This is a genomic window from Pannonibacter sp. (genome assembly GCF_051860505.1).
Lineage (GTDB): Bacteria > Pseudomonadota > Alphaproteobacteria > Rhizobiales > Stappiaceae > Pannonibacter.
Map to the genome: position 1 here is coordinate 14,467 of NZ_JBHYDX010000035.1, position 24,717 is coordinate 39,183.

General features: G+C 64.2%; 20 protein-coding genes. 10 read left to right on the forward strand and 10 right to left on the reverse strand.

Annotated features, from left to right (window positions below; translation table 11 throughout):
- The first annotated feature begins 177 nt into the window (after positions 1-177).
- Positions 178-4,173, forward strand: a complete 3,996-nt coding sequence (locus ACTIFE_RS19355) for a hypothetical protein (RefSeq protein WP_439530779.1) — start codon at positions 178-180, stop codon at positions 4,171-4,173.
- A 17-nt stretch (positions 4,174-4,190) separates the two neighbouring features.
- Here the strand turns inward: ACTIFE_RS19355 and fliP are convergent, their stop codons facing one another.
- Both fliP and ACTIFE_RS19365 read right to left on the reverse strand, forming a co-directional pair.
- Positions 4,191-5,000, reverse strand: a complete 810-nt coding sequence (gene fliP, locus ACTIFE_RS19360) for a flagellar type III secretion system pore protein FliP (protein ID WP_439530780.1) — start codon at positions 4,998-5,000, stop codon at positions 4,191-4,193.
- Positions 4,997-6,847 (reverse strand): hypothetical protein, encoded by a 1,851-nt coding sequence (locus tag ACTIFE_RS19365; RefSeq protein WP_439530781.1) that lies wholly within the window; start codon positions 6,845-6,847, stop codon positions 4,997-4,999. Before ACTIFE_RS19365 ends, fliP begins: the two co-directional genes overlap by 4 nt.
- Before the next feature lie 493 nt (positions 6,848-7,340).
- Here ACTIFE_RS19365 and flgB point away from each other — a divergent pair, with 493 nt between their 5' ends.
- The 8 genes from flgB to ACTIFE_RS19405 all read left to right on the forward strand — a co-directional run bounded on the left by flgB (position 7,341) and on the right by ACTIFE_RS19405 (position 14,452).
- Positions 7,341-7,742, forward strand: a complete 402-nt coding sequence (gene flgB, locus ACTIFE_RS19370) for a flagellar basal body rod protein FlgB (protein ID WP_439530782.1) — start codon at positions 7,341-7,343, stop codon at positions 7,740-7,742.
- A gap of 11 nt (positions 7,743-7,753) precedes the next feature.
- Positions 7,754-8,164 (forward strand): flagellar basal body rod protein FlgC, encoded by a 411-nt coding sequence (gene flgC, locus ACTIFE_RS19375; protein WP_439530783.1) that lies wholly within the window; start codon positions 7,754-7,756, stop codon positions 8,162-8,164.
- Between the two features lie 28 nt (positions 8,165-8,192).
- Entirely contained in the window at positions 8,193-8,504 is a 312-nt protein-coding gene (locus ACTIFE_RS19380; protein WP_106752946.1) for a flagellar hook-basal body complex protein FliE, read from the forward strand.
- Positions 8,505-8,539: 35 nt separating this feature from the next.
- Positions 8,540-8,806: a flagellar biosynthesis protein FliQ gene (gene fliQ, locus ACTIFE_RS19385; protein WP_439530784.1), complete on the forward strand. Its 267-nt coding sequence runs from the start codon at positions 8,540-8,542 to the stop codon at positions 8,804-8,806.
- Positions 8,807-8,819: 13 nt separating this feature from the next.
- Positions 8,820-9,593, forward strand: coding sequence for a flagellar biosynthetic protein FliR (gene fliR / locus ACTIFE_RS19390; RefSeq protein ID WP_439530785.1), 774 nt, complete (start codon positions 8,820-8,822; stop codon positions 9,591-9,593).
- A 7-nt stretch (positions 9,594-9,600) separates the two neighbouring features.
- A complete protein-coding gene (gene flhB / locus ACTIFE_RS19395) occupies positions 9,601-10,680 on the forward strand; it encodes a flagellar biosynthesis protein FlhB (protein WP_439530786.1) in 1,080 nt (359 codons plus the stop codon).
- A gap of 85 nt (positions 10,681-10,765) precedes the next feature.
- The gene (gene cckA / locus ACTIFE_RS19400) at positions 10,766-13,315 is read left to right on the forward strand and encodes a cell cycle histidine kinase CckA (protein WP_439530787.1); all 2,550 of its coding nucleotides are present in this window, start codon (positions 10,766-10,768) and stop codon (positions 13,313-13,315) included.
- Positions 13,316-13,423: 108 nt separating this feature from the next.
- Positions 13,424-14,452 (forward strand): alpha/beta hydrolase family protein, encoded by a 1,029-nt coding sequence (locus ACTIFE_RS19405; RefSeq protein ID WP_439530788.1) that lies wholly within the window; start codon positions 13,424-13,426, stop codon positions 14,450-14,452.
- A 513-nt stretch (positions 14,453-14,965) separates the two neighbouring features.
- Here ACTIFE_RS19405 and ACTIFE_RS19410 read toward each other — a convergent pair.
- From ACTIFE_RS19410 to ACTIFE_RS19445, 8 genes are all read right to left on the reverse strand, one after another.
- Positions 14,966-15,991 (reverse strand): helix-turn-helix domain-containing protein, encoded by a 1,026-nt coding sequence (locus ACTIFE_RS19410; RefSeq protein ID WP_439530805.1) that lies wholly within the window; start codon positions 15,989-15,991, stop codon positions 14,966-14,968.
- A gap of 80 nt (positions 15,992-16,071) precedes the next feature.
- Positions 16,072-16,566: a hypothetical protein gene (locus tag ACTIFE_RS19415; protein WP_439530789.1), complete on the reverse strand. Its 495-nt coding sequence runs from the start codon at positions 16,564-16,566 to the stop codon at positions 16,072-16,074.
- 103 nt (positions 16,567-16,669) lie between these two features.
- A complete protein-coding gene (locus ACTIFE_RS19420; RefSeq protein WP_439530790.1) occupies positions 16,670-17,173 on the reverse strand; it encodes a DinB family protein in 504 nt (167 codons plus the stop codon).
- 45 nt (positions 17,174-17,218) lie between these two features.
- Positions 17,219-18,658 carry a hypothetical protein gene (locus tag ACTIFE_RS19425; RefSeq protein ID WP_439530791.1) on the reverse strand — a complete coding sequence of 480 codons (1,440 nt, stop codon included), beginning with the start codon at positions 18,656-18,658 and terminating at the stop codon, positions 17,219-17,221.
- A 31-nt stretch (positions 18,659-18,689) separates the two neighbouring features.
- Entirely contained in the window at positions 18,690-19,628 is a 939-nt protein-coding gene (locus ACTIFE_RS19430) for a DUF6384 family protein (RefSeq protein WP_439530792.1), read from the reverse strand.
- 121 nt (positions 19,629-19,749) lie between these two features.
- Positions 19,750-20,919 (reverse strand): cell surface protein, encoded by a 1,170-nt coding sequence (locus ACTIFE_RS19435; protein ID WP_439530793.1) that lies wholly within the window; start codon positions 20,917-20,919, stop codon positions 19,750-19,752.
- Positions 20,920-21,304: 385 nt separating this feature from the next.
- Positions 21,305-22,255, reverse strand: coding sequence for a pseudouridine-5'-phosphate glycosidase (locus ACTIFE_RS19440; protein WP_439530794.1), 951 nt, complete (start codon positions 22,253-22,255; stop codon positions 21,305-21,307).
- Between the two features lie 82 nt (positions 22,256-22,337).
- Positions 22,338-23,252: a PfkB family carbohydrate kinase gene (locus tag ACTIFE_RS19445; RefSeq protein ID WP_439530795.1), complete on the reverse strand. Its 915-nt coding sequence runs from the start codon at positions 23,250-23,252 to the stop codon at positions 22,338-22,340.
- Positions 23,253-23,601: 349 nt separating this feature from the next.
- Here ACTIFE_RS19445 and recA point away from each other — a divergent pair, with 349 nt between their 5' ends.
- Positions 23,602-24,672, forward strand: coding sequence for a recombinase RecA (gene recA / locus ACTIFE_RS19450; protein WP_439530796.1), 1,071 nt, complete (start codon positions 23,602-23,604; stop codon positions 24,670-24,672).
- Positions 24,673-24,717: the final 45 nt, after the last annotated feature.

A 24,717-nucleotide genomic window follows, 5' to 3' on the forward strand; every position in this document is an offset into this window, starting at 1 on the left:
TCGGGACGTTACGGTCAGTTTAGGGCTCGCCTGTAAGGCCACGTTAAGGCCGGCGCCCTAGGGTTAGGCGTGATGCCGAGCGAGAGGATAACCCTGACTTTGTTGACATTTATGAGGCAAGCGCGTGAGTTCGCCTCGTCATGGGGCCAAAGGGCCGCCCGGGACCTTCCGGTGCGGATGCGCTTCCTCCTTGCGTTCACATCTTTCCTGCTGCTTCCGGGACTGCTCGTTGGCCCGGCCTTGCTCGGGCATCCGTCCGGTCTGGCCTATGCCCAGAACCTGTCGATCGTGGAGATGCAGGCCAAGGCCGAGAATGGCTATGGCCGCATGATTCTGACCTTCAAGGACAAGACGCTGCTGCCGCATTATGATGCGACGGTTACCAGCGGTGTCCTGCGCATTGCCTTTGAAGAGCCGATCGCGATCAGCGTCGACGATATCCCGCTGCAGCTTGCCGACTATATTGCCATTGCCCGGCGCGACCCGGACGGCAGTGCAATCCGCTTTGCGCTGAAGGACAAGTTCCGCATCAACACGCTGGAAGCGGGCGAAAAACTGTTCGTTGATATCCTTCCTGCCAACTGGCAAGGCCTGCCACCCGGCCTGCCGGATGACGTGGTGCGTGAGCTTGCCAAGCGCGCGGAAGAAGCAATGCGCCAGGTGCGTGCCCTGGAACAGGCGCGGTTGAAAGCGGAGGAGGGGCCTCGGGTCAATCTGCGCGTGGGTGAACATCCGACGTTTACCCGGCTGGTCTTCGACTGGACCGTCCGCTTTGACACCTCTTTCGTCCGCGAGGACGATATCGTCCGGGTGACGTTCAACCAGGCTGCCCAGCTCGATGTCAGTGACCTCAGGGCGCATCTTCCGCCGGGCGTGGTTGATGCAACGTCCTTTCTCGACGGCGGCAAGCTGAAGTTCCTGATGCGGATCGACCCGACCGTCGATATTCGCGCCTTCCGCGAGGAGCAGACCTATGTCATCGACATCACCCCGACAGTCGGACGGGTCGGCGATGCGGTCAATGATGCCATCGGCGCGGCAATGAACGGCCGCCCGGCAGGGGCGCAAGGGTTGATCGTCGCGCCGGGCGAGGGGGCAAATGACCTGCCGCCCCCGCCGGCGTCCGGGCAGGATGCCCCTGGCGGGATGCCGGATGTGCCAAAGGCGGATCCGGAAACGGTTCCCAAGCCCGGGGCCATAGCGCCGGCGGTGGTGCCTCTTCCCGTGTTAGCGGATGCCGGGCCGGCGACGGACCCGGCCTTCGTGCTTCCACGAGCCAAGCCAAGCCCGGGCCCGGTCGTGCTGGCAGGCCTTGACGAACTGGCCGGGCAACCGTTGCCGGACGGGGGGGAGCCTGAGACGGTCGCCTCCGTTTCCTTTGTTCCGCCAACCACTGAGGCCGCCCCGCAGACCGATGCGCCCGGAGAGGTCCGGTCTGCACAGACCATGGCGCCTGCAGATGCCAGCCCGCGCGTGCTAAGCGCCCAGAAAGACTTCGGCGACCGGATCATCAATGCCGTGCCACTTGATCTGATGCCCGGCTCCGGCACGTCTCTGGCACCGGTTGCCGACCAGCCCAGGACGCCGCGTGTCCTCGAGGGCGTACAGATTCCGGCTGCTGTTGACTTGCGCCAGCCGTCCCCGTCGACAGCAACCGATCCCTGGCGGGCCGCCGGTGGTGCACAGGGCAGTGAAACACAGTCGCCGCAGCCGCCGGCGGAGCAACCCTCGCCCGAAAGCCTGCCGGCCAACGCGGCCGATGCCGTGCGCAACTATGTTGCCGCCGAGGCGCGGCGGATTGGCAACACCGTCCGGGTGGTGTTTCCTTTCCGTGAACAGGTGTCGACTGCGGTGTTCCGTCGGAACGATTCCATCTGGATGGTGTTCGATACCAGCGTCACCATCGACGTGCGGGCGATCAAGTCGGCCCTGCAGGATGTTGCCAGTGCCATCGACATGCGTGAATTCGGCGACTATCAGGTGTTGCGCGTCGATGTGACTTCAGCCGCTCTGGCGACGGTCGGAGCCGATGGCAATGCCTGGAATCTTGTCGTCGGGGACATGATTGTCGAGCCCTCCCGCCCTCTTTCGATCGAGCGCAACGTCCGGTCTGACGGTGGCAGCGTTCTGCGCATTCCGTTCCAGAAGCCGCAGAACGTGCGCACCCTGACGGATCCATTCGTCGGAGATACAATCGTTGCCGTGACCGGGTTCGGACCGGCGCGGGGTCTTTTGAAGCCACAGCGCTTTGTGGATCTGGACACGCTGGCCTCGGCGCATGGCGTTGCCATCGTCCCGCAGACGGATGGTGTAAAGCCGGAACTGGCGGGTGACGATGTCATCCTGCAGCGTGAACAGGGGCTGACCTTGTCGACCGGCAATCTGCGCGGCTCACGCGTGCTCAACACGATCATCGATCCGAACCAGCCCAACTATGTCGACTTCACCAGCCTGGCGACCAAGGACCAGGGCGAGTTCATGCAGCGCCGGATGGAACTCGAAGCCGTCCTGACCAATGCACCGCAGGACCGGCGGAGCGGGCCGCGCATGGATCTGGCGCGGTTCTTTCTCGCGCATCTGCTGCCCTATGAAGCGTTGGGGATGATGCAACTGGCGCTGGAGGAAGACCCGGCGCTGGCGGGAGAAAGTGCCTTCAACCTGATGATGGGGGCGGCGCAGACGCTGGCGGCGCGACCGGAGCAGGCCTATCCGCATCTCAATCGTCCCGACCTCAAGAACAGTCCCGATGCGGCCGTCTGGCAGACCATTGTCGAGGTCGCACTCAACAACTGGCCGGGGGCACGCATTTCCATGCCGCGCGGCCGGGCGGTGATCGGCAACTATCCGGTGCGGATCCAGGCCGAGTTCAACATCGCCGCAGCGCAGGCGATGGTCGAGCTGAATGATTTCGGCATGGCCAACGCGATCCTGGCGGAAATCGAGCCCAGCCTTATTTCATCGGTCCAGGCGGCTCGTTATGACCTGTTGCGCGGCCGGGTGGCCGATGCGTCCGGGCGTTCGCTTGAAGCCTTGACCGCGTTTGACCTCGTGGCGCGGACGGATGATCGCCCCAGGGCGGCCGAGGCGACCTATCGCGCGCTGCGCATCCGTCACCGCGACGGGGAACTGACCACGGACCAGACGGTCGAGGAACTGGCTGCGCTGGCGACCTGGTGGCGCGGCGACGAGGTCGAACTGAAGACCCTGCGCTTCCTGGCCCAGTTGCAGGCGGAACGTGGCAATTACCGGGAAGCCTTCGAGGCCATGAAGCTGGCGGTGCAGTCGGATTCGGAATCCGAAACCACGCGGCTGCTGCAGGAGGAAATGAACGCGCTGTTCGCGCTGCTGTTCCTCGATGGCAAGGCCAATGAAATGCCGCCGGTGAAGGCGCTGGCGCTGTTCTATGACTTCCGCGAGATGACGCCACCCGGGCGCCAGGGCGATGAAATGGTGCGTGGCCTTGCCAAGCGGCTGGTGGAGGTCGAACTGCTCGACCAGGCCAGTGCACTGTTGCAGCATCAGGTCGACAACCGGCTCAAGGGGGCAGCCAGGGCGCAGATCGCGGCCGATCTGGCCGCCATCTATCTGATGGATCGAAAGCCCGAGCGGGCATTGTCGGTCCTGAACCGGACGCGGCAGGCGAACCTGCCCTCGACGCTCGAACGCCAGCGCAATGTGGTCGAAGCCCGCGCTTTGACCGAGAGCGGCCGGCCGGATCTGGCGCTGGAACTGGTGCGCAACATGCGTGGTGGCGAGGTGGACCGGTTGCGGGCCGACACGTTCTGGGCGGCGCAAAGCTGGCGGGAAGCCGGCGAACAACTTGAGGCAATGTATGGGTCGCGCTGGTCTGACAGCATTCCGCTGGAGCAGATCGAGCGCAACGATGTGCTGAAGGCTGGAATCGCCTATTCTCTCGCCGGCGACCAGCTCAGCCTGGACCGGTTGCGGACAAAATATTCCGCCAAGATGTCCGACAGCCCGGAATCCTTCGCCTTTGACGTCGTGACGCGGCCCATTGAGGCGCAAGGCGTCGAGTTTCTTGAAGTTGCCCGCGGGGTGGCCTCCATCGACACGCTCACCACGTTCATGGATGAGTACCGCCGCCAGTACATGACACCGAATGACAGCACAGGCGGCGGGGCAATGGCGAACGCCCAGTCCTCGAACGGCTAAGGTGAACTGAGCCTCGCTTAGCCGCCGGTGCCGAAACTTCGCACAAGACTGCCGGCAACCAGGTTCCAGCCATCCACCAGCACGAAGAAGATCAGCTTGAACGGCAGCGAGATCACGACTGGCGGCAGCATCATCATGCCCATCGACATCAGGATGGAGGCAATGACCAGGTCGATGATGAGGAATGGCAGATAAAGCAGGAAGCCGATTTCAAAGGCCCGGCGCAACTCGCTGATCATGAAGGCCGGGATCAGGACCTGGAAGGACAGGTCCTGCGGCGTCTCCGGTGTGGTCTGTCCTGACAGTTCCTGGAACAGCGCCAGATCCTTCTCGCGCACCTGGGACAGCATGAAGGCATGGAACGGTTCGGACCCGCGCTCGAACGCCTGTTCGAACTCGATTGTTCCCTCCACCAGCGGCTTGACGCCCTCTTCATAGGCCAATTGCAAGGTCGGGGCCATGATGAATGCCGACAGGAACAGCGCAAGGGAGATCATCACCGAGTTCGGCGGTGCGGTCTGGAGGCCGATGGCCGAGCGCAGCAGGGACAGAACCACGACAATTCGCGTGAAGCAGGTCACCATGATCAGGATGGAGGGGGCAAGACTGAGGATGGTCAGCAGCGCGACCATCTGCACGGCCCGCTCGGTCACACTGGTGCCCTCGCCAAAGCCGATCGTGATTTCCTGGGCTTCGGCGGCACCGAGACCCAGGAACGGCAGCGCCAAAAGGCCGAGGAGGCCGGTCAGGACAAGGAAAGCGGGCTGGGCCAGGGAGGCCGGGCGGCTTCTGCCAGCCCGGGCTCCTACCAGGGGCAGGCCCGTCATTTCCGCCCTTGCACGCCAATCTCGGAGAGAAGGCGCGCCATCTCTTCCTCGATTGCATTGACACCGGCAACGTCACGGTTGCCAGCCTGAACTTCGACTTTCGGGGCTTCAACCGCCGGGGCCTCAACTGCCGGGACCTCGACAACAGCTTCGGAAACCGGAGCGACGGCCGGCGCGACAGCAACCGGGGAAGCGACAGGGACCGAAGAGGCTTGCGTGGGAACGACCAGATCGGCCGCCGTCAGTTTGATTTCCGGAATGACACCGGCGACCGGCTGGTGGGGACCGGAAGCCGGGCTGACCGCCGTCTCGCTGCCAACGGTTAGCGATGCGAGCGTGGCTGCGGCGGCAACGGTCTCGGTCGAGGCCTGCATTGGCTCGGGCCGGACTTCCAGTTCGAAGATGTCATCTCCCGCCGGCGCTGCTTCCTGGGGCGCCTTCTCCTCTGCCTGCACCTGCTCCTTCGCGGCGGCGCTGGTTGCCTGGGGAACTGGCGGTGTCAGCCGGACTTCGGAAGACATCGGAGCAACGGGCCGAGCGGTGGTGCCCGCTACTGGCCCACCCAGCCGGACGTCGGCCATGGCCGGTTCGCGCTTCGCTGGCGGAGTGACAAAGGGCGTTACTTCAGTGGCAACCGGAGCCGCTGCGGGTTCTGGCTGCTTGCGCGGGGGAATCGGGAAGCCACCGAACATCTTGGTGCCCGTTGCAGCTGGAGCTGCGGCGGGGGCAGGGGGTAGCGATGGCTTCTCGGCCTCTGTCACGACAGCTGGCGCAGCTGCAGCCTGTTGCGCGGCCAGGGGATTGGGGAATGCGGTCCGGGCACGGGCGGCAGGTCCCGAGGAGGGCGGTGTCAGCTGCCGTTTTACTTCCGGCTCGGGCGCAGGTCCCGTGCGCTCGGAGGATCTGGACAGGCTCCGGGCAAGGTCAGCGACGGCAGCTCCCGCTGCAGCCACCGATGCGCCGGCCTTTGACGTCAGGGTTGAGGCGGCTGCAGCAATGGCCTCGGTCGGGCGCGCAGGCTGCTGCGACAAGGCAGGCTGGACCTTGGCGGTGTCCGGATTGATGGCTCCGGCATGGGCTGCGGGCGCAGCCGGGGCACCCGTCTCAGGAGCCCGGCGCAGCGGTTCGCTCAGTGCGGCAATGCGCGGGCGCAGCGACTTGACGTTGGTCTCGTCCTCGCTGTCAGGCGCTGCGGCCTCGACGCGCGGTGTCGTGTTGCGGCTGCGCAGGGCAGCTAGGGCGGCTTCCTGTGCGGTCTGGCGGAGGGAAGAGGGGCGCGGTGCGGCGGGCGCCGGCGCGACCTGTTCCCTTACCTGTGCCCGCGAAGGGGCTTCAGGTACAGCGGCCGCCGGTTGCGGCGCCGCGGCGGCAGCCATAGTCACGGGGGCAACAGGGGCGTGTGCAGCCGAAGGGGCCGGGGCGACAGGCCAGGATGCAGGGGCTGCAGCATAGGGTTCCGGCTCGCCCTCAAACGGGGCCGATCCGTATTGCGGCGCCGGTTGCCCGGAAACCTGTCCGGTTCGCGGATAGGCCGCGGCAACGGGCGCGCCACGGACAATGGCTTGCTCTACGACGACATCGGTCGGTCCGCCCACGAGGATCAGGTGCTCAACATTGTCGCGGCGGACCAGCAGCAGACGACGGCGCGGGTCAATGTGCATGGCATCCATCACCGCGATGCGTGGTTGCCGGTTGCGGCCCGTGCTGATGCGGTTGCCGGTCAGTCGCCGCAGGACGAACAGGACGAGACCGATCAGGCCGAACACAATGGCGAGGGCGATGATGAAAGACATCACCCGGGCGATTCCGTCTCCCACGCCAAACGTTTCCGCGATCCATTCGTACATGCGAACCTCTTGAAGCCTAGACCATCAGGTGCAACGGTAAACCGCACGCTAGATGCTCTAACACATTTAGATCGATCGGCTTTTCAGCACTCACCGTTGCAGGTTGAATGCTTGCTGATCTCGTGATGGCCTGAAGCTATTCCGGCAGCCGGACACACTGTCCAGCGACCATTGGCCGTTTCTGGTGGTGTGCAGATATCATCTGAAGCCGATCAGGTATACTGTTGCGTCATTGTGCGGAGCTTGCCGGACCCTGACCCGGGTCCCCGACCAGCCTGTCGCGGTGATTCTTTCCAGTCATTAGGAAAGATTAACATCGCGCGGCAAAATTTGCCGAGTCCGGACGGGCGTGTCCGATTGCGTTTCCCGCAGAAATCCATGATTTCCACTGAAATGCGGCGCTAGTTTGAAATTGCAATAGGCTCAAGCTTAACCATTCGTTAACCATTTGACCGGCAACACTTGCCTAATCCGTTAACAAATGGTGACTCGCATGGCCTTGTCGGATCTTTCGATGTTCCGGGCGTTGAAGTCCAAGATGCACTGGCACCAGTCGCGTCAGGGCGTTCTGTCGGAGAATGTTGCGAATGCCGACACGCCCGGTTACCGCGCCCGGGACATGAAGGCCTTCGACCTCGACAAGCTGGACAACACCGGCAGCGCCGGCCTGTCCACCGCGATCACCCAGAAGAATCATCTGGCCGGTTTCATGACGGCGTCGTCGAACAAGAACACGAAGGTGGATTCCTTCGAGATCACGCCGGACGGCAACAGCGTGTCGCTGGAAGAGCAGATGATGATGGTGACGGCCAACCAGATGGACTACCAGGCCGCGACCAGTCTCTACACCAAGAGCATCGGGCTCATCCGCATCGCCCTCGGCAAGTCGGCGTAAGGAGCACTGTCATGGATCTTGTCAAATCCCTGTTCGTTTCGGCCTCCGGCCTCAAGGCGCAGAATGGTCGTATCCGCGTGATCGCGGAGAACATCGCCAACGCCGATTCCACCGGAAAGACCCCGGAGGAAGACCCGTATCGCCGCAAGATCCCGACCTTCAAGAACCAGTTCGACCGGGCATTGCAGGCCGAAACGGTGGCCCTTGGCCGCATCGAGGAAGACAGGTCGCAGTTTCCCACCCGCTACGAGCCGGGCCACCCGGCAGCAGATGCCAATGGCAATGTGCGGATGCCGAATGTGAATTCACTGGTGGAGAGCGTCGACATGCGCGAGGCGCAGCGCTCCTACGAAGCAAACCTGAACGTCATCGAAGCCACCCGCCGCATGTTGCAGCGGACCATCGATATCCTGCGCGGCTGATCGCCGGCACGCTGAGGAGCCTTGAGCCATGTCCATTCCCTCGATCGCGGCGAATGCCTACCAGAACATGTCACGGCTGACGAAGCCGATTGCGGCAGAAGCCGAGATGGCTCCAGCCGGCGGGGCGGACTTCGGCGGCCTGGTGCGGGATGCCGTGAACAACGTCGTGCAGGGCGGCCGCGAGGCCGACAAGATGGCGCTGGGTCTGGTCCAGGGCAAGGCGGACGTGGTTGACGTGGTGACCGCCATTGCCGAGACCGAGGTTGCGCTGGAAACCATGGTCACCGTGCGTGACCGGGTCATCGCAGCCTATGAGGAAATCATGCGCATGCCGATCTGATCGGCTTTTGCGCAGCGCTGAAAGCGGGGACAGGCATGACCGGACCTGAAGTCATGGACGTGGCACGCGAGAGTATCTGGACTCTCGTGCTTCTGGCTGCGCCAACGATGGTCGTCGGGCTCGTGGTCGGCGTGATCATCGCCCTGTTCCAGGCGCTGACGCAGATCCAGGAAATGACGCTGGTTTTCGTGCCGAAAATCCTGGCCATCTTCGTCACCATGGTTCTGACACTGCCGTTCATGGGCAGCTTGATGAGCACGTTCATGGCGCGCATTACCGACCTCATCCTGGCAACCGGCTGAAAGGGGACGGGCGGTGACGCTGGAACTGTCCTTCCTGCCGGCGATGGCTGCCATGTTCATGCTGATGTTCGCAAGGCTCGGCACCATGGTTATGCTGCTGCCGGCACTCGGGGAAAGTTCGATCCCGGGGCGGATGCGCCTGACCATCGCCCTGGCCGTGACCCTTGTGCTCTATCCGATGGCGTCACGCAGCTATCCGGCTGATCTCACCACGAACCTGCCGCAACTTGGGGTGCTGCTCGCCGGCGAGTTCCTGATCGGCTTTGCCATTGGATTGTCGGCGCGCATGATCACGGCGGCGTTGCAGATCGCCGGGACGATTATTGCCAGCCAGATTGGCCTTGCCTTCGCGATGGGCTCGGATCTGACCAATTCCGGCCAGCAAGGGGCCCTGATCGGAAACTACCTCTCGATCCTGGCGGTGACGCTGGTGTTCGTCACGGACGCGCATTTTCTGATCATCGCGGCGCTGCATGACAGTTTCACCCTGTTTCCTCCTGGCGACCTGATGCCGGTCGGCGACTTTACCAAAGTGGCCGTCGATACGTTTGCCCATGTCTTTTCGATAGCGGTGCGCATGAGCGCGCCCTTCATCGTTGTGGGGCTTGTGTTCTATTTTGGTCTCGGCTTGCTCAACAAGCTGATGCCACAGATGCAGATTTTCTTTATCTCGATGCCGGTGAACATCACGCTCGGCATCGTGCTCCTTCTGGTCCTGATCGGGACGATCATGTCCTGGTATCTCACCCATTTCGCCGAGCAGATCGGCCGATATACGGCGGGGTAGGAGCGCTATGGCTGAAAGCGGCGACGACGCCGAGAAAACCGAGGACCCCACGCAAAAACGCCTCACGGAGGCGATGCAGCGCGGGGATGTCGCAAAGTCCCAGGAAGTCTCGACGTGGTTCCTGATGGCGGGAACCGCGATGGTGGTTGCCTTTTTCGCGCCGACGGCGACGCGAGATCTCGGCGCGCATCTGAAGTGGTATCTCGAACAGGCGGCAACGATCCAGGCGGATGGCAATGCGCTGACGGATCTGCTGTGGGACGTCGGCTTTGTCATGGGGGCAGTGCTGGGCCTGCCGTTCCTGCTTCTGCTGCTGATGGCCGTGGCCGGCAACATGGTGCAGCACAGCCTCATCTTCAGTGCCGAGGCGCTGAAGCCGAAACTGTCCAAGGTTTCCCCTCTGTCCGGCTTCAAGCGGCTGTTTTCGGCCGACAGTCTGATCAATTTCGCAAAGGGGATCGTGAAGATCACGGTGGTCTCGATCCTGATGATTGCGGTGTTGTGGCCGCAGCGGGACCGGGCCGAAACCATCATTTTTGCGCCGGAACTGGTGATGCTGGAGGAAACACGCCAGATCATCCTGCAACTGATCGGGGCGATCCTGGCGGTCATGACCATCGTTGCGGCCGGCGACTACCTGTGGCAACGGCGCAAGTGGTTCGAAAAGCAGAAGATGAGCCAGCGTGAGGTCAAGGAAGAGTACAAGCAGACGGAAGGTGACCCGCTCATCAAGGGCAAGATCCGGCAGTTGCGCATGGAGCGCAGCCGTCGCCGCATGATGGCCGCCGTGCCGCAGGCAACCGTGGTCGTGACCAACCCGACGCACTATGCCGTCGCGCTCAAATACGATGAGGCGATGGGCGCGCCACAGTGTATTGCAAAGGGCACGGATGCGGTGGCGCTGAAGATCCGGGAAGTCGCCAAGGGGGCAAATGTACCGGTGATCGAGAATCCGCCACTGGCCCGTGCGCTTTATGCCAGTGTTGAAATCGACCAGTTCATTCCGGAAGAACACTATAAGGCGGTCGCGGAAGTCATCGGATTCGTTTACCGGATGCGGAAAACCCGGAGCTGGCGCGCGAATTAGCGCGACGCGAGTTGAATTTCGCCGCCGCCCGCAGAATGCTGGCGCAGGTGCCGAATCCCGCCGGGCGGGAGGGAGATGGTCAGGAATGAGCGACAGGGACGGGGAGCCGGCAGCGCCGGTAGTCGATCGGGGCGAGCGAACCGGCAATATTGCCGTGCTGCTTGTGCTGGCGCTTGCCCTGGTGGGCGCGGCAACAGCCTTTGCCGTCATGGGGCAGGAGGCGTCCGAACCCTATGTTCTCGGGCTTCTCGGCATCCTGGCGGTGGTCGGGGTATTTTCATTGTTTGCCGGGGCTATCGGACTGCTGCGGTTTGCGCCGCGTGCCCCGGTCAACCCGCTCGGGGCAGCGTTTCTCGACAGTCTGGATGATGGGGCGATCGTTACCGACTCTGATGGCCGGATGATCTACGCCAACCAGGCCTATGCGCAGCTGACCGGTGCCGAATCGGCTGCTGACGTGCGCACCGTCGAACGCGTATTTTCCTCTGATCCCGATGCCGCCGACGTGATCTTCCGTCTGTCGCAGGCCATGCGCGAGGGGCGCCGGGTGCAGGAAGAGGTTCGGCTGCCCTATGCGCTGGATGGCAGCGATGGCGGTGCGCGCTGGTACCGGGTGCTGGTGCGGCCGTTGGCTGTTGCGCGCAAGGAAGGCGGCTCCGGCCGCCGCATGACCGTCTGGCAGCTGGCCGACATCACCCGCGACCGCAGCGACCAGGAAAGCTCGTTCCAGGAACTGCAGCGCGTGATCAATTTTCTCGATCATGCGCCGGCGGGGTTCTTCTCTTGCGATGCGCGGGGCAAGCTCGTCTATCTCAATGCCACCCTCGCGGATTGGCTCGGCTATGACCTTGCCCAGTTCCAGGCGGGTGAAGTGGCATTGTCGCAGATCATCCATGGCGACGGGGCTGAACTGGTCCGCTCTGTGCGTGGCACGGCCGGCGAGGTGAAGAGCGAGACCTTCGATCTGGATCTTGTGACCCGGAACGGCCGTGGTGTTCCAGTTCGCCTGCTGCACCGGGTGCCCTTCGGGGCTGATGGCATCGCCGGCGACAGCCGCACGCTGGTGCTGAACCGGTCGCGCGGCGAGGAAGTGGCCGAAGCGCTGCGGGCGGCGGAAGTCCGCTTCGCCCGGTTCTTCAACAACACGCCGATCGCCATTGCCTCGCTCGATGCTGAGGGCCGGGTGTTGCGCACCAACGCCCCGTTCCTGCGCCTGTTCGGTGCCGCTGACCCGACATCGGATGGCACACGGCTGCAGGACTTCGTCACCGGACCGGGCCGCGAGGAACTGACCAAGTCGCTGGCCGCTGCCTCCAAGGGCATCGGCGCCATCGCCCCGCTGGATCTGCCGCTGGCCAAGTCCTCCGACGGCCGCTCGGCAACGTTCTATGTCTCGGCCGTGCAGGACGGGGCAGGGGATGGCGAGGTGGCCATTGTCTACGCTCTCGAGACGACGCAGCAGCGTGCGCTGGAAGCGCAGTTCGCCCAGAGCCAGAAGATGCAGGCCATTGGCCAGCTTGCAGGTGGCGTGGCGCATGACTTCAACAACGTCCTGACCGCGATCATCGGCTTCTCCGACCTGTTGCTTGCCAGCCACCGGCCGACCGATCCGTCGTTCCAGGACATCATGAACATCAAGCAGAACGCCAACCGGGCGGCGGGCCTTGTCCGCCAGCTGCTGGCCTTCTCGCGCCGCCAGACGCTCCGGCCGCAGCAACTGGCGCTCAATGATGTGCTCGCCGACCTGACCGTGCTGCTTGACCGGCTCTTGGGCGAAACCATCGAGCTGAAGATGGTGCATGGCCGCGACTTGTGGCCGGTGATGGCGGACGTCAACCAGCTGGAACAGGTCATCATGAACCTGGCGGTGAACGCGCGCGATGCCATGGCGGAGGGCGGGTTGCTCACCATCCGCACCGGAAATGTGAGCGAGCAGGAGTCCACCCGCTTCGACAACACCCGCGGCATGCCGCCGGGCGAGTACACCATGATCGAGGTGGTCGATACCGGCACGGGCATGTCGCCGGAGATCATGGAAAAGATCTTCGAGCCGTTCTTCTCGACCAAGGAAGTGGGCAAGGGCACCGGCCTTGGCCTGTCCACGGTCTATGGCATTGTCAAGCAGACCGGCGGCTACATCTTCTGCACCTCGGAAGTCGGCTCCGGCACCACCTTCCGCATCTTCTTCCCGCGCCACATCCCCAAGGAAGTGCCCGTCGTCGAGAAGAAGCAGGTCGAGGAGCCGGAAAAGGTCAAGGATCTCACCGGCTCGGCGACCATTCTTCTTGTCGAGGACGAGGAAGCCGTGCGGGCCTTCGCCGCCCGCGCGCTCGCCTCGCGCGGCTACACCGTGCACGAGGCGTCCTCTGGCACCGAGGCGCTGGAGGTGATGGAAGAGACCGGCGGTACCATCGATCTGGTGGTGTCTGACGTGGTCATGCCGGAAATGGATGGCCCGACGCTGCTGGTCGAACTGCGCAAGACCCGGCCGGACCTCAAGATCATCTTCGTGTCGGGTTACGCTGAGGATGCCTTCGAGGAAAACCTGCCGGCGCATGAGAAGTTCTTCTTCCTCGCCAAGCCCTTCACGCTGAAGCAGCTGGCGACGACCGTGAAGGACGTGCTGTCGAGCTGAGGAACAGGCGTCCGGACGTCCTGGTGCGACGTCCTTGATCGTGTTTCAGGTCTCCGGGGCTGGAGAGGTCGGGCAGTAAAGGCCCGTTCAACCAACCCGGAGACATTGATGTCCACCTCCTCCTTCCTCGTCGGTGCCACGCTTGTGCTTGTGGCCGCCTCGCCCGCTTTGGCCGCCAGTATTGGCTTCCGCGAAACCGAAACCGGATCCGGCGGCGACCGTCCGCTGCATGTCAGCCTCTGGTATCCCGCCAGGGGCGGCGGTACGCTTGGTATTGTTGGCGAGAACCGGGTCTTTCATGGCATTGAAGCGGTTCGTGATGCGGTGCCTGATGGTCAGGACCATCCGCTTGTCGTCCTGTCGCATGGCTATGGCGGCAGCTGGCGCAATCTTAACTGGCTTGCCGGCGAGCTGGTGGCGCAAGGCTATGTTGTTGCCGCGCCTGATCACCCCGGCACCACGACCTTCAACCGGGACCCGGCATTCGCGGCTGAGATCTGGGAACGGCCGAAGGACCTGTCCCGAGTCATCGATGCCGTGCTGGCTGATCCGGCCCTGGCCGGTGACGTGGATGCCAGCCGGATCGCAGCCATCGGGCACTCGCTGGGCGGCTGGACCGTCACCGCGGCGGCAGGGGCAAGGTTCGATACACGGCGCTTTGCCGAAGACTGCGCAAAAGGGCACAGCCCGCGCGCCTGCGGCCTGTTGCAGGAACTGGGGCTCGACAATCCGCGCGTTGAAGCGGACCTCAAGGATCCACGCATCGGTGCCTTCGTCTCGCTCGACCTCGGGTTGGCGCGCGGCTTCACTCCTGAGAGCCTGAACCAGCTGGGCGTCCCGGCGCTGATCTTCGGTGCAGGCGTGGACATCGGCGATCTGCCGGCGCGGCTGGAGTCCGGTTATCTTGCCGAGCATCTGCCCGCTGTAACGTCAACCTATGTCGAGATGCCCGACGCAATGCATTTCAGTTTCATGCAGTTGTGCAAGCCAGGCGCGGTCGAACTGATCGAAGAAGAAACGCCCGGCGACGGCATCGTCTGCAAGGATGGTCGCGGACGCAGCCGCGAGGACCTGCATTCCGTTATCTCAGCTGAGGTCATCGACTTCCTCGGCAAGGCGCTCGCAAAACCGCGATAAACGTGGGCTCAAGGTGCTTCTGGGCTCTCTGATGTCACCCCGGCCGAGCAACGTGAGAGCCGGGGCCTACTCGCTTCCAGATCGGCGAGGAGAGTTTCGCAGCGCCACGGCAGGCATTCTGCAGCTTATCGGAATTTGTGGCGCAGCCCTGTCACAGTTTGCCGCTCTGCAAACGAGTAGGCCCCGGGTCTGCGCTGCGCTCCGCCCGGGGTGACACGTGGAGGGATGCGGGCAAAACTGGGAGGCTGGTTGCCTTGGGCGGAGCGGCGGTCGTCGCTGGTCTCGGGGGCGTATCTACCCTCTGCCGTCACCCCGGCCGAGCGGAGCAAGAGCCGGGGCCTACTCGCTTCCAGAGCGGTGCGGCGAGCGCCGCAGCGCTGCGACAGCTCGGCAGCCTTTGGCGCACCCCTGCCAGTCTCCGCTTCTCTGCAAACGAGTAGGCCCCGGGTCTGCGCTGCGCTCCGCCCGGGGTGACACAGGGAGGCGTGCGGGAGAAACGGGGTGCCGGTTGCCTTAGGCGGAGCGGCGGTAGTCGCTCGGGGTCATGCCGGTGACGCGGGCGAACTCGCGGTTGAAGTTGGACTTGGTCTGGAAGCCGCAGTCGAACATGATTGTGGTCACCGGCTGATCCGTTTCCTTCAGCAGGCGCTGGGCCTCGGCAATGCGGTACTCGTTGACCACCTGCGATACGTTGCGTCCGTGAGCCCTGTTTATGGCACCTGAAATCTGGCGCGCCGGCAGTCCGGCGCGGCGGGCAAGGCGGGTCAATGTCAGGTCCGGATCCCGGTAGAGCTTCTGCTCATGCATCAGGCGCTCGATGCGCGACAGTGTGCGGGCGTCTTCGTCTGGATCTGGCAGCGCCTGTGGCGATGATGCCGGTTCAGCGGCAGCGGGTGCTCCCGGCTCGATGGCCCCTGGCTGGCTGCGGCCGATGACCATGATGGCATAGGCAATTACCGGCAAGGTCAGCATGTTGGCGATGCTGACGATTGAAGCCGCATGCCGGCCGCCGAAGAGATCGAAGTCGGCAGCGATCGCCAGGTCCACGACGCCTGAACCAACCAGCACGACACCGGCGAACACCACCGCCCGGCGCGCGTCCGGCGCATCGCTCAGCCTTGCATCGACGAGTTGGTCTGCCCCGGCCGCCGCCTGCCGCAACAGGGCAGCGCCATAGCCGAAGAACAGCCCCGCCAGCACGAGGTCGACAGGCGGGTGCCACTGGTTCCAGGTCGCGCTGAGGATCAGGACCAGCGCTGGACCGGCCGCGTGGTGCCATGCATGGCGGAGGGGCTGGCGCGCAAGGCTGGTGAAGGAAAGCCAGGCGAAGGGCGGCAGCAGGGACGCGACAATCGGCTGCAGCATCCGCAGCGCGGGCAGGTCAACCGTCCAGCGCAACCCGACGACGGCTGTCAGGAGCATGCAGCCGCCGATGAACACGGTCGCGGCCGTCGGGCGAAAGCCGCTCCGCTGCAGGCTCTGCACCAGCAGGATCAGCAACAGCAGCGCCAGCACAAAGGGGAGCGGGATGGCCGGCATCACGGTGGATTGGCTTCCATTGGCAGCGACAGCACCGCCTTCTGATGCGGCGCGTCAGGCAGGAGTGCCGGGCAGGCGCATCAGACTGCCGGGCAGCCGGAAGACTGTTCGGCGCGGGACTTGAGGCCCTTCAGGCTGTCCATGGTGTTGGCGTTGCCGGGCAGGACGAAGCTCTGCTCCAGGGCGGTGCGGGCGTTGTTGATCACCGCCAGGTCCTGCACCGCGAGGGTGCTGCAGGGCGCCCCGGTGAAGCGGACACGTACGCGGATGACCCGGTCGCCATTGTCGGAGGGGCCGAACTCGGCATCGAGCGCCGGGTTGGCATCCGTCATCTTGCGCTCGATCACCACCATGTTGGCATCCTGTTGCACCACCGGTGTGCCGCGCTGGGATGCGCTTTCGACCAGTGCCGCGCGCACCTGTTCCGGGCTGGCTGCGATGGTCAGCGACTGGGCGCCGGCGGGCACGGACAGGGCGGGCTGGGCTGGAAGGGCAGGGGCCGTCGGCATTGGCCGCGAGGACTGGCAGGCGGCAAGAGTGGCGGCGAGTGCGACGACGGTGAGCGACTGGCGCATGGCGCGATCCTTGGGCTTGGCCGGTTCGGTCGGCAACCGGGGCGTCGGTGCAACCTGTGCTAACCGGCGCCCTGTTTCAGAAACGTTCTAGGACAATGGTTCATCACATAACCAGATCCGGCATGAAAGGAAGGTCTGTCACGCCGATATCCACCCCCAACTGTGACAGGAGTGTGGTGATCTGCCCACGATGATGGGTTTGGTGATTGAACATGTGGCTGACCAGAAGCCAGCGAGGGCGGGTGCTGATGCGGCTGCCGTCGGTGCTGGTCCAGGTGAGATCGCCGGCCAGCCACTGCGGCGTCAGGTCCAGCGTCCAGTCAAGGATGCGGCCGCAATGCTCCAGATGCGCCTGGCGCAGGTCGTCAAAATCATCGTGGATATCAACGCCCATGCCGCGATGGGCAGCGGGTGCGCCGGTGAAACGGCCCATCCAGACGAGGTCACCAAACAGGATGTGGTTGAGGGTCGAGTGGATCGAGCGGAAATACGCGCCGCGATCCGCCTTGCGCGCTGCATCGTCAAGGTCAGCTGCGGCGCCGTAGAGTTTCGAGGTCATCCAGGAATTGTAGGCGGCGAACCGCTGGTAGAGCGCTGGATCGGACATGACCTAACCTTGCTGTTCGTGGACGCATTTCGCGTCCCTCGAGGATCAGAATGTTTCCCCGGTGCGGAAGCCGTCGCCGCCGGAGGAACTGCCACCGGATCCGCTCCGGGAGCCGCCGCCAGATCCGCCACCGAGCCCCCCTGGGAAGCCGCCGCCGATACCGCCGCCGAACCCTCCGGGCAGGCCGGCCTGGCGCCGGTTGGACGGTTTGCGGCTGTGCGAGCGCTTGGCCCGGGCCCAGTAGTCGGCGCCTGTTATGGCGCCCTTGACCAGTTCGCCGAGCAGCACCGTGGTCAGGTTGTCGTCCTTGAAGGTGGAGTCCCAACCATCAAAGCCGCTCTGTCGGAACTGGCCGGCAACCTTGGTCAGTTCCTCGCGCCGGCGCGACAGGTCGCGCTGCAACTCCTTGTCCTGACGTACTTCGCGGGTCAGGTCATCCACCTGCGCCTCGATGTCCTGCAACTGGCGGACCAGTTTCTCGTCCTCAGGTGAGGGCGTATCCAGCGCGGCACGGAACAGGTCCGTGAGATCGGTCATCTTCAGGGCTTCGGCCAGTTTGCCTTCGGCTGCCTTGTAGGTGTCGTCCTCGCCGCTGGCATAGCGCTGCAACTCGGCACTCAGCGCTGCGATTTCCCGCTCAAGCTCTTCGAGCGCCTGATCCTGCGCCACGATGGCGGCTGCCTTCTGCTCGACGACGGCGTTGAGATCCTGGCCGGCAAGCTCAGCTGCTGCCTTGCGCTGTGCCTGTTGCAACCTGTCCAGAGCCTCGGCTGCCTCCACCTCGACACGGGTGGCATGGGCGGCCAGCCGCTCGGGGATTTCGGTCAGCATGACATAGTTGGGACGCGCGGCTTCGAATTGGATGAGACGGGCCACCCAGCGATCAAGACTGCGGATCAGGCCGGTCGAGGCATAGGACGAGGTGCCGAACCCGCGTTGCAGCAGATACAGGAACAGCGGGTCGTTCTCATAGGCCTTGCCCTTTTCCGCCTTGTCGGCGGCTGCGGTCGCGGCCTTCGACATTGCGGCCTCGGCCATTGTCTGCGCCGTCTCGGCGGCCTGTTTCAGGGCCTGATAGGCGCTGTCGGCGGCAAGTTGTTCGCCGAGCTTACCGGAGAGCTGTTCCAGCTGATCCTCGGCACTATCGCGCGCGTCCGCCAGCTTTTCCCGTTCGCGCTGCAGTTCTGCCCGTCGGGCCTCCTTGACGCGAAGGCGCTCGTTCAGGGCTGCAATCTCCTTGGACCGTGTTTCAAGCAGCAGGCGCGCGCCCTTTGATGCGCCGCCCAGCCGGTTGTCGATGTCATCGGCCTTGCCCGTGTCGAGACGGAAGCGGGCAAGCGCAGCGAACACGTCGCCCTGCTGCGCGTGCAGGTCGGAGACCGAGCGGGTGGCCCGTTCGATCCGGTGGTTGAGTTCGGCTTCCTCGCGGCGCAGGTCGGCCAGCGCCTGTTCGATGGAGCCGAGGGTCTGGCGTCCGCTCAGCATCTGGCCTTGCTCCTCGTGTTCGCCCGCACCGTTACCATTGTGTGATCGCTCCGTTTTCGACCTTCATAGCCCAGTCGATGGCGAGCTTGCCACGGGCCTTGGTTCCGAGCACGGCGTCCTGGACAATGCCGTCCTTGGCCTTGTCGTCGCGGATCCGGTTGAAGACGGCTTCCGGGACGCGCTGGCCCCAGATGGTGACGGTCTTGGGCTTGCGATCTTCTTCCGACACGATGGTCCGTGGTAATGCCTTGCCGTCCGGGCCGATGGCCTCGACCACGAGATAGAAGTTCCGCGTTGCGCGGTTGACGTCCGGGATGCGGGTGACGCCGGTCGGTGTCCCGGGCCGCGAGACGATGCGCACCTCGAAACGGGTGCTCAGCTCCGCCTCCAGCGCGGCGAGATCCGCGACCGCCTTGCGGGCGGCCGTCAGATCCTTGGCCTCAATGGCGCGGTCAGCGTCGGTGGCAAGGGTGACAGCCTGGGTCAGTGCCGCCGGATCCTGGCTCAGCCGGTCGATGGCTCCGGTGAGCCGGGCGACCTCGGCGGGAATGTCGGTGGTCAGTTCCTGTGCCAGTGCCGCCGCAGCCCGCTCCCGGGGCGCAACGACAAGGGTTTGCCAGCCGATGACGGCGGCGACGATCAGCGCCAGGGCAATCCCGCCGAACTTTGCAATCACGCCCCGGCGAATATACGCAAGCGCCAGCGTCCGTGACAGACCGGCAGCAGGTGGTGCATAGACGAAACGGTCCTGTTTCAGCCCGCTGACGCCCTGTTCGAGGATATGGTCGGGAACCGATATTCCCTGCGAGGCATAGATTTCGCGCAGCCGCGCAATCAGCGCTGCATCGCTCGTGTCCTTGCCGAGTTCCCTCTGGACCAGGGCGTCATCGTGGCGGAGCGTGTCCACCACATCCATCGCCATCATCAGGTCGTCGAGGGGCGGCTGCCCTGCATTCGCCGTATCGGCCATCGAGATCCTCCAACCCGCATATGGGTCCGTGGAGTGCGCTTGAAAAGAGCTGCTGCAGCCACACCGAAGTTGCCGGGGGCCATGCCCCTGGCCCCGTCAGTGTGGCCGCCGGCGCATGGGGTCAGCGCAGGGCCGCACCTTCGGCGGTCAGCTTGGCGAGGCGGCGCTTGCCGTCTTCCACTGCCACGCGGATTTCCTCCGAGTTCTTCGTCGACATCTCGCGCATCTCGTTGATGATCTGGCGGGAATTTTCCTGGAAGGAAATCACGCTGTCGACGAGCTTCTTCACCGAGGCTGCCTGGACGGTCGGGCCATAACCGGCCTTGATCGCCGCTTCCTGCACCGCGCCGCCGATCTCGGCGAGGGTCTCCAGGCTCTTGTTGACCCCGTCCTTCATGGCGTTCAGCGTCTCGGTCGATTCATGCAGGCCCTGCAGGCCGGTGAAGGACGCGTTCAGCGCGGTCAGCACGGACTCGTTGGTGGAGAAGAAGCTGACCGACTGGGCGTAGACGCGTTCCTTGGCGTTGGTGGTCTGCAGCAGGCGGACCATGATCACTTCGGAGGTGTTGTAGCCGATGGTCAGGTTGTCGGCGAGATCCTTGGCGACCTGGTAGCGCTTTTCCTCGTCCTGCATCAGGCGCATCTGCTCGTCCCGTGCCAGTTCAAGGCGGGCCTTGGCGGCGGCATCCGTCCCGGTGTAGGCGGAGACTTCCGCCGAGGCGGCTTCAAGGGCGGCCTTTGCCGCGTCAAGCTTGGCGGTCGCCGTGTTGAGCACTTCCAGCGCCAGTACCTCGGCCTGCTTCAGCGCACCGCGATAGTCGCGGTAGGCGTTGAGGATGACCTGTTCGCGCTGGATCTGGTCCTTGGTCGCCTTGGCAACCTCGATATAGGTCTTGCGGATGTCGTCGAAGCGGTCGGAAATCGAGCCGCGACGCATGTCGCGCCAGCGATTGGACAGGTTCTCCATGAAGGAGATTTTGCCGTCGGCGAGCTGGTCGACCAGCGCCTTGGCATCGTCACGGATCGAGTTGAAGGCTTCGGTGATGGTCTCGTAGCGCTCGCCGATCGACATCGCCTGGATCTGCGTGCGGACAACCTCGTTGAAGGTCGATGCCTGACCGAGAGTGCGGGTGATGACCGCGATCTTGTCGGGCGACAGATCGGAGATCTGCTCCAGCAGCGCATTGATCGGCGCATCCGCCTGGGTTTCGGGCATCAGGCCCATGTCGCGCAGGGCGCCCACGGCCTTGTCGAGGTACTGGAGGGGAGAAAGCGCAGTCGTATCGGTCATTTGCCGCTCCTTGTTCATGGACGGGAGGCAGGCTCCCGCCATGGCATCCGCCGGCCGTTCGGCCGTTGTTGTCAAGCCTTTCGGCCTGTTTTGCGGACGCCGGCCAGCTGTTCTGCCCGAAAGCTGCCGCTGCGTCCCGTTCCTGCCCCTTTGGCGCCCGCGCGGCGGACGATGAGAGCATCACCACCCTGGAGATGCCTTCATCCCGGCCACTCGCATGGCGCAGTGCACCAAGTAGGTCAGCCCGGTGCGATGAAGTCAACGCCTTGGCAGGTCAGGTCAATCATATCCGTGCAGCCTGTAACCGGAACGTGACACTGCGTCATGTACCCCGTGGGAGGCCAAACGCAGATATCAGACCTCCACGCGGCCCGGCTCGGAAGCGTCAGCTTGTGGTCAGGGCCACGGCGATGGCGGCGGCCAGGCGGGCGTTGTTCCGCACCAGGGCAATGTTGGTCACCAGGCTGCGGCCCTTGGTGAGTTCAAAGATTAGCGCCAGAACGAAAGGCGTGACAGCCTTGCCGCGAATGCCGCGGCGGTCCGCCTCGGCAATGGCGGCGTCGATGAAGCCGGCCATCTCGGTCTGCGGGATTTCGGCGTCCGCCGGCACCGGGTTGGCCACGAGCACACCGCCGTGGTCGCCGAAGATCTGACGGGCCCGGATCAGCCGGGCCAGGTCTTCCGCGCTGTCCATCCGGTACGGGGAGGGCAGGCCGCTGGTGCGCGACCAGAAAGCCGGCACTTCGTCCACGCCATAGGAGACAACCGGCACGCCGCGCGTTTCCAGGACTTCCAGTGTCTTCGGGATGTCGAGCAGGGCCTTGGCGCCTGCACAGACGACGCAGACCGGGGTGCGCGAGAGTTCGTCAAGGTCGGCAGAGACGTCAAAGCTCGTCTCCGCGCCCTTGTGCACGCCGCCGATGCCTCCCGTGGCGAACACCGCAATACCGGCCACATGCGCTGCCATCATCGTGGCGGCAACCGTGGTGGAGCCGGGGCGTCCGGTGGCGACCGCGATGGCAAGATCGGCGCGCGAGCACTTCATCACGCCGGTGGCCTGGCCAAGACGGTCGAGATCGACGTCATCGAGGCCAATGCGGATGCGGCCGTCGAGAACGGCGATCGTCGCCGGCACGGCGCCTGCCGCGCGGATGTCCGCTTCCACCTGGCGGGCGGTCTCGACATTCTGCGGGAATGGCATGCCATGGGTGATGATGGTGGATTCCAGCGCGACCAGCGGCAGGCCCTTCGAGCGTGCCTCGGCAACTTCGCGGGAGAACTGCAGCAGGCTGCTGGCATCGGCCGGCAGGGCAGGGGAAAGCGGGGTGGCGGACATGGCGTGTTCCTTGTGGCGTTGGATCGGGTTCAGCCGTCGCGGCTGGTGGCAAATGAGGGCGTGCGGACAAAAGACGCGCGGATCATCTGGCCAGAACAGGGCAGATGTTGTCCCAGGCAAGGCTCGGCGCAACCGCGCCCGTTGTCTCCAGCGTCAACCGGGCGGCGACCAGCCCGGCATGGGCGGCGTCCTCCAGCGGCAGGCCTCGGGCGAGCCCGGCCAGGGTTCCCGCGATCAGGGCGTCGCCGGCCCCGGTGACATCGATGATCTCGACTGCGCCCGGCTCGATCTGCAGCGGCCTGCCGTCCTCGACAATCGTCAACAGTCCGGCCCCGTCGCTCAGCATGACTTGTCGCGGACCAAGGGCGGCAACAGCCAGGGCCAGCGGAACAGCCGGAGTGGCTTCGGCAAAGCCGGTCCAGGCGGCAGCTTCCGCCCGGTTCAGAAACACAAGGTCGAGCCGTCCGGCGAGGGCGGCAAGGCGCGGCGCCTTGGCACTGGAGACGGCATCGGCAACCAGAAGCCGCTTGCCAGCCCGTTCGGCCAGTTCTGCCAGTGCGTCATCGGGCAGGTTGGCCTCGGCGAACCAGATCGGGCATGCGTCAAGAAGTCCGGCGGCATGGGCAATGAACCCCGCGTCGAGGCTGTCCGTGATGGTGGTGTCGCAGATTGCGCCTGCAAGGCTGCCATCCGGATCATGCAGGGCGACATAGCGGCCAGTCGGCAGGTCTGCTCGCGCCAGTGCGGACAGGTCGATCCCGTCTTCCGACAAAAGCCGGTGAAGGCTGGTCCCGTCGCTGTCCGTTCCCACGGCGCCGGCGAGACGAACCGGAACGCTAAGCCGGGCAAGGGCGCGGGCCACATTGGTGGCCACGCCGCCGGGGGTCATGGCAATCGCGCCCGGCGTCGAGGTCTCGCGCAGGACGGGTCTTGCGCCATGGGCGATGAGATCGGCATGGACAGCGCCGAAGCAGGCGATGGCGCGGGGGTTCATCATGGACAACCTGTGGCCGGGACCTGGGTGAAGTTAGGGCCCCTCCTTGCAATCCGATGTCAGGCGGTGCCGGACGCCTTGACGGAAAACTTTAAGGGACAAGCGGGCGGCGTATCAGGACCGGCTTGCGCGAGCAAGCCAGCTGATTCCCGGGGTCTTGCGAATTTCGTTTTGCAGGCTGCAAATTTACGTTGCGGAATTTTTGTGCGAATGAGCGCGAACATACACGGAACGAATTGATTTTTCAGATGAAAAATCAATTGTGTAAATGGGCTTGGCAAGTGAGAACAAAAAAGGTACAAAAGCTGAGTTTGAAACAGCGGGTCCATCGTGGAATAAGGAGCCTCGCACCATGTCGCAAAGTTCACTTCGCCTTGTAGAGAGCAGCCAGATGGACAAGACCAAAGCGCTCGATGCCGCGCTGTCACAGATTGAACGGGCCTTTGGCAAGGGATCCATCATGCGGATGGGGGCCGGCCAGGTGGTCGAGGTCCAGACGGTTTCGACCGGTTCGCTCGGGCTTGATATCGCGCTGGGCATCGGCGGCCTGCCGCGAGGCCGTATCGTCGAGATCTATGGCCCCGAATCCTCGGGCAAGACCACGCTGGCCCTGCATACGATTGCCGAAGCCCAGAAGGCGGGCGGCATCTGTGCCTTCGTCGATGCGGAACATGCTCTGGATCCGATCTATGCCCGCAAGCTTGGCGTCAATCTCGATGACCTGCTGATCTCGCAGCCCGATGCCGGCGAACAGGCGCTCGAGATCGCCGACACGCTGGTCCGCTCCGGCGCGATCGAAGTTCTGGTCATCGATTCCGTTGCCGCCTTGACGCCGAAGGCGGAACTTGAAGGTGAGATGGGCGACAGCCTGCCCGGCCTGCAGGCGCGCCTGATGAGCCAGGCGCTGCGCAAGCTGACGGCGTCGATTTCCAAGTCGCATACCATGGTGATCTTCATCAACCAGATCCGCATGAAGATCGGCGTGATGTTTGGCTCGCCCGAGACCACCACCGGTGGCAACGCGCTGAAATTCTATGCCTCCGTCCGTCTCGACATTCGCCGCATTGGCTCGATCAAGGACCGCGAGGAAGTTGTCGGCAACCAGACCCGCGTCAAGGTGGTCAAGAACAAGCTCGCCCCGCCGTTCCGCCAGGTCGAGTTCGACATCATCTACGGCGAAGGTGTGTCGAAGTCGGGCGAACTGGTCGATCTCGGTGTCAAGGCCGGCATCGTCGAGAAGTCCGGCGCCTGGTTCTCCTACAACAGCCAGCGGCTCGGTCAGGGCCGTGAAAACGCCAAGCAATTCCTGCGCGACAATCCGGCCATATCCGATGAGATCGAGCTGGCGATCCGCCAGAATGCCGGTCTTCTGGCCGATGCGATCATCGCCGATGACAGCAGCGGCGACGACACCGACGACTAAGCTCGGCCTCCAGCCGATGTGGCTGATGCGATCTTGCTGACTTTC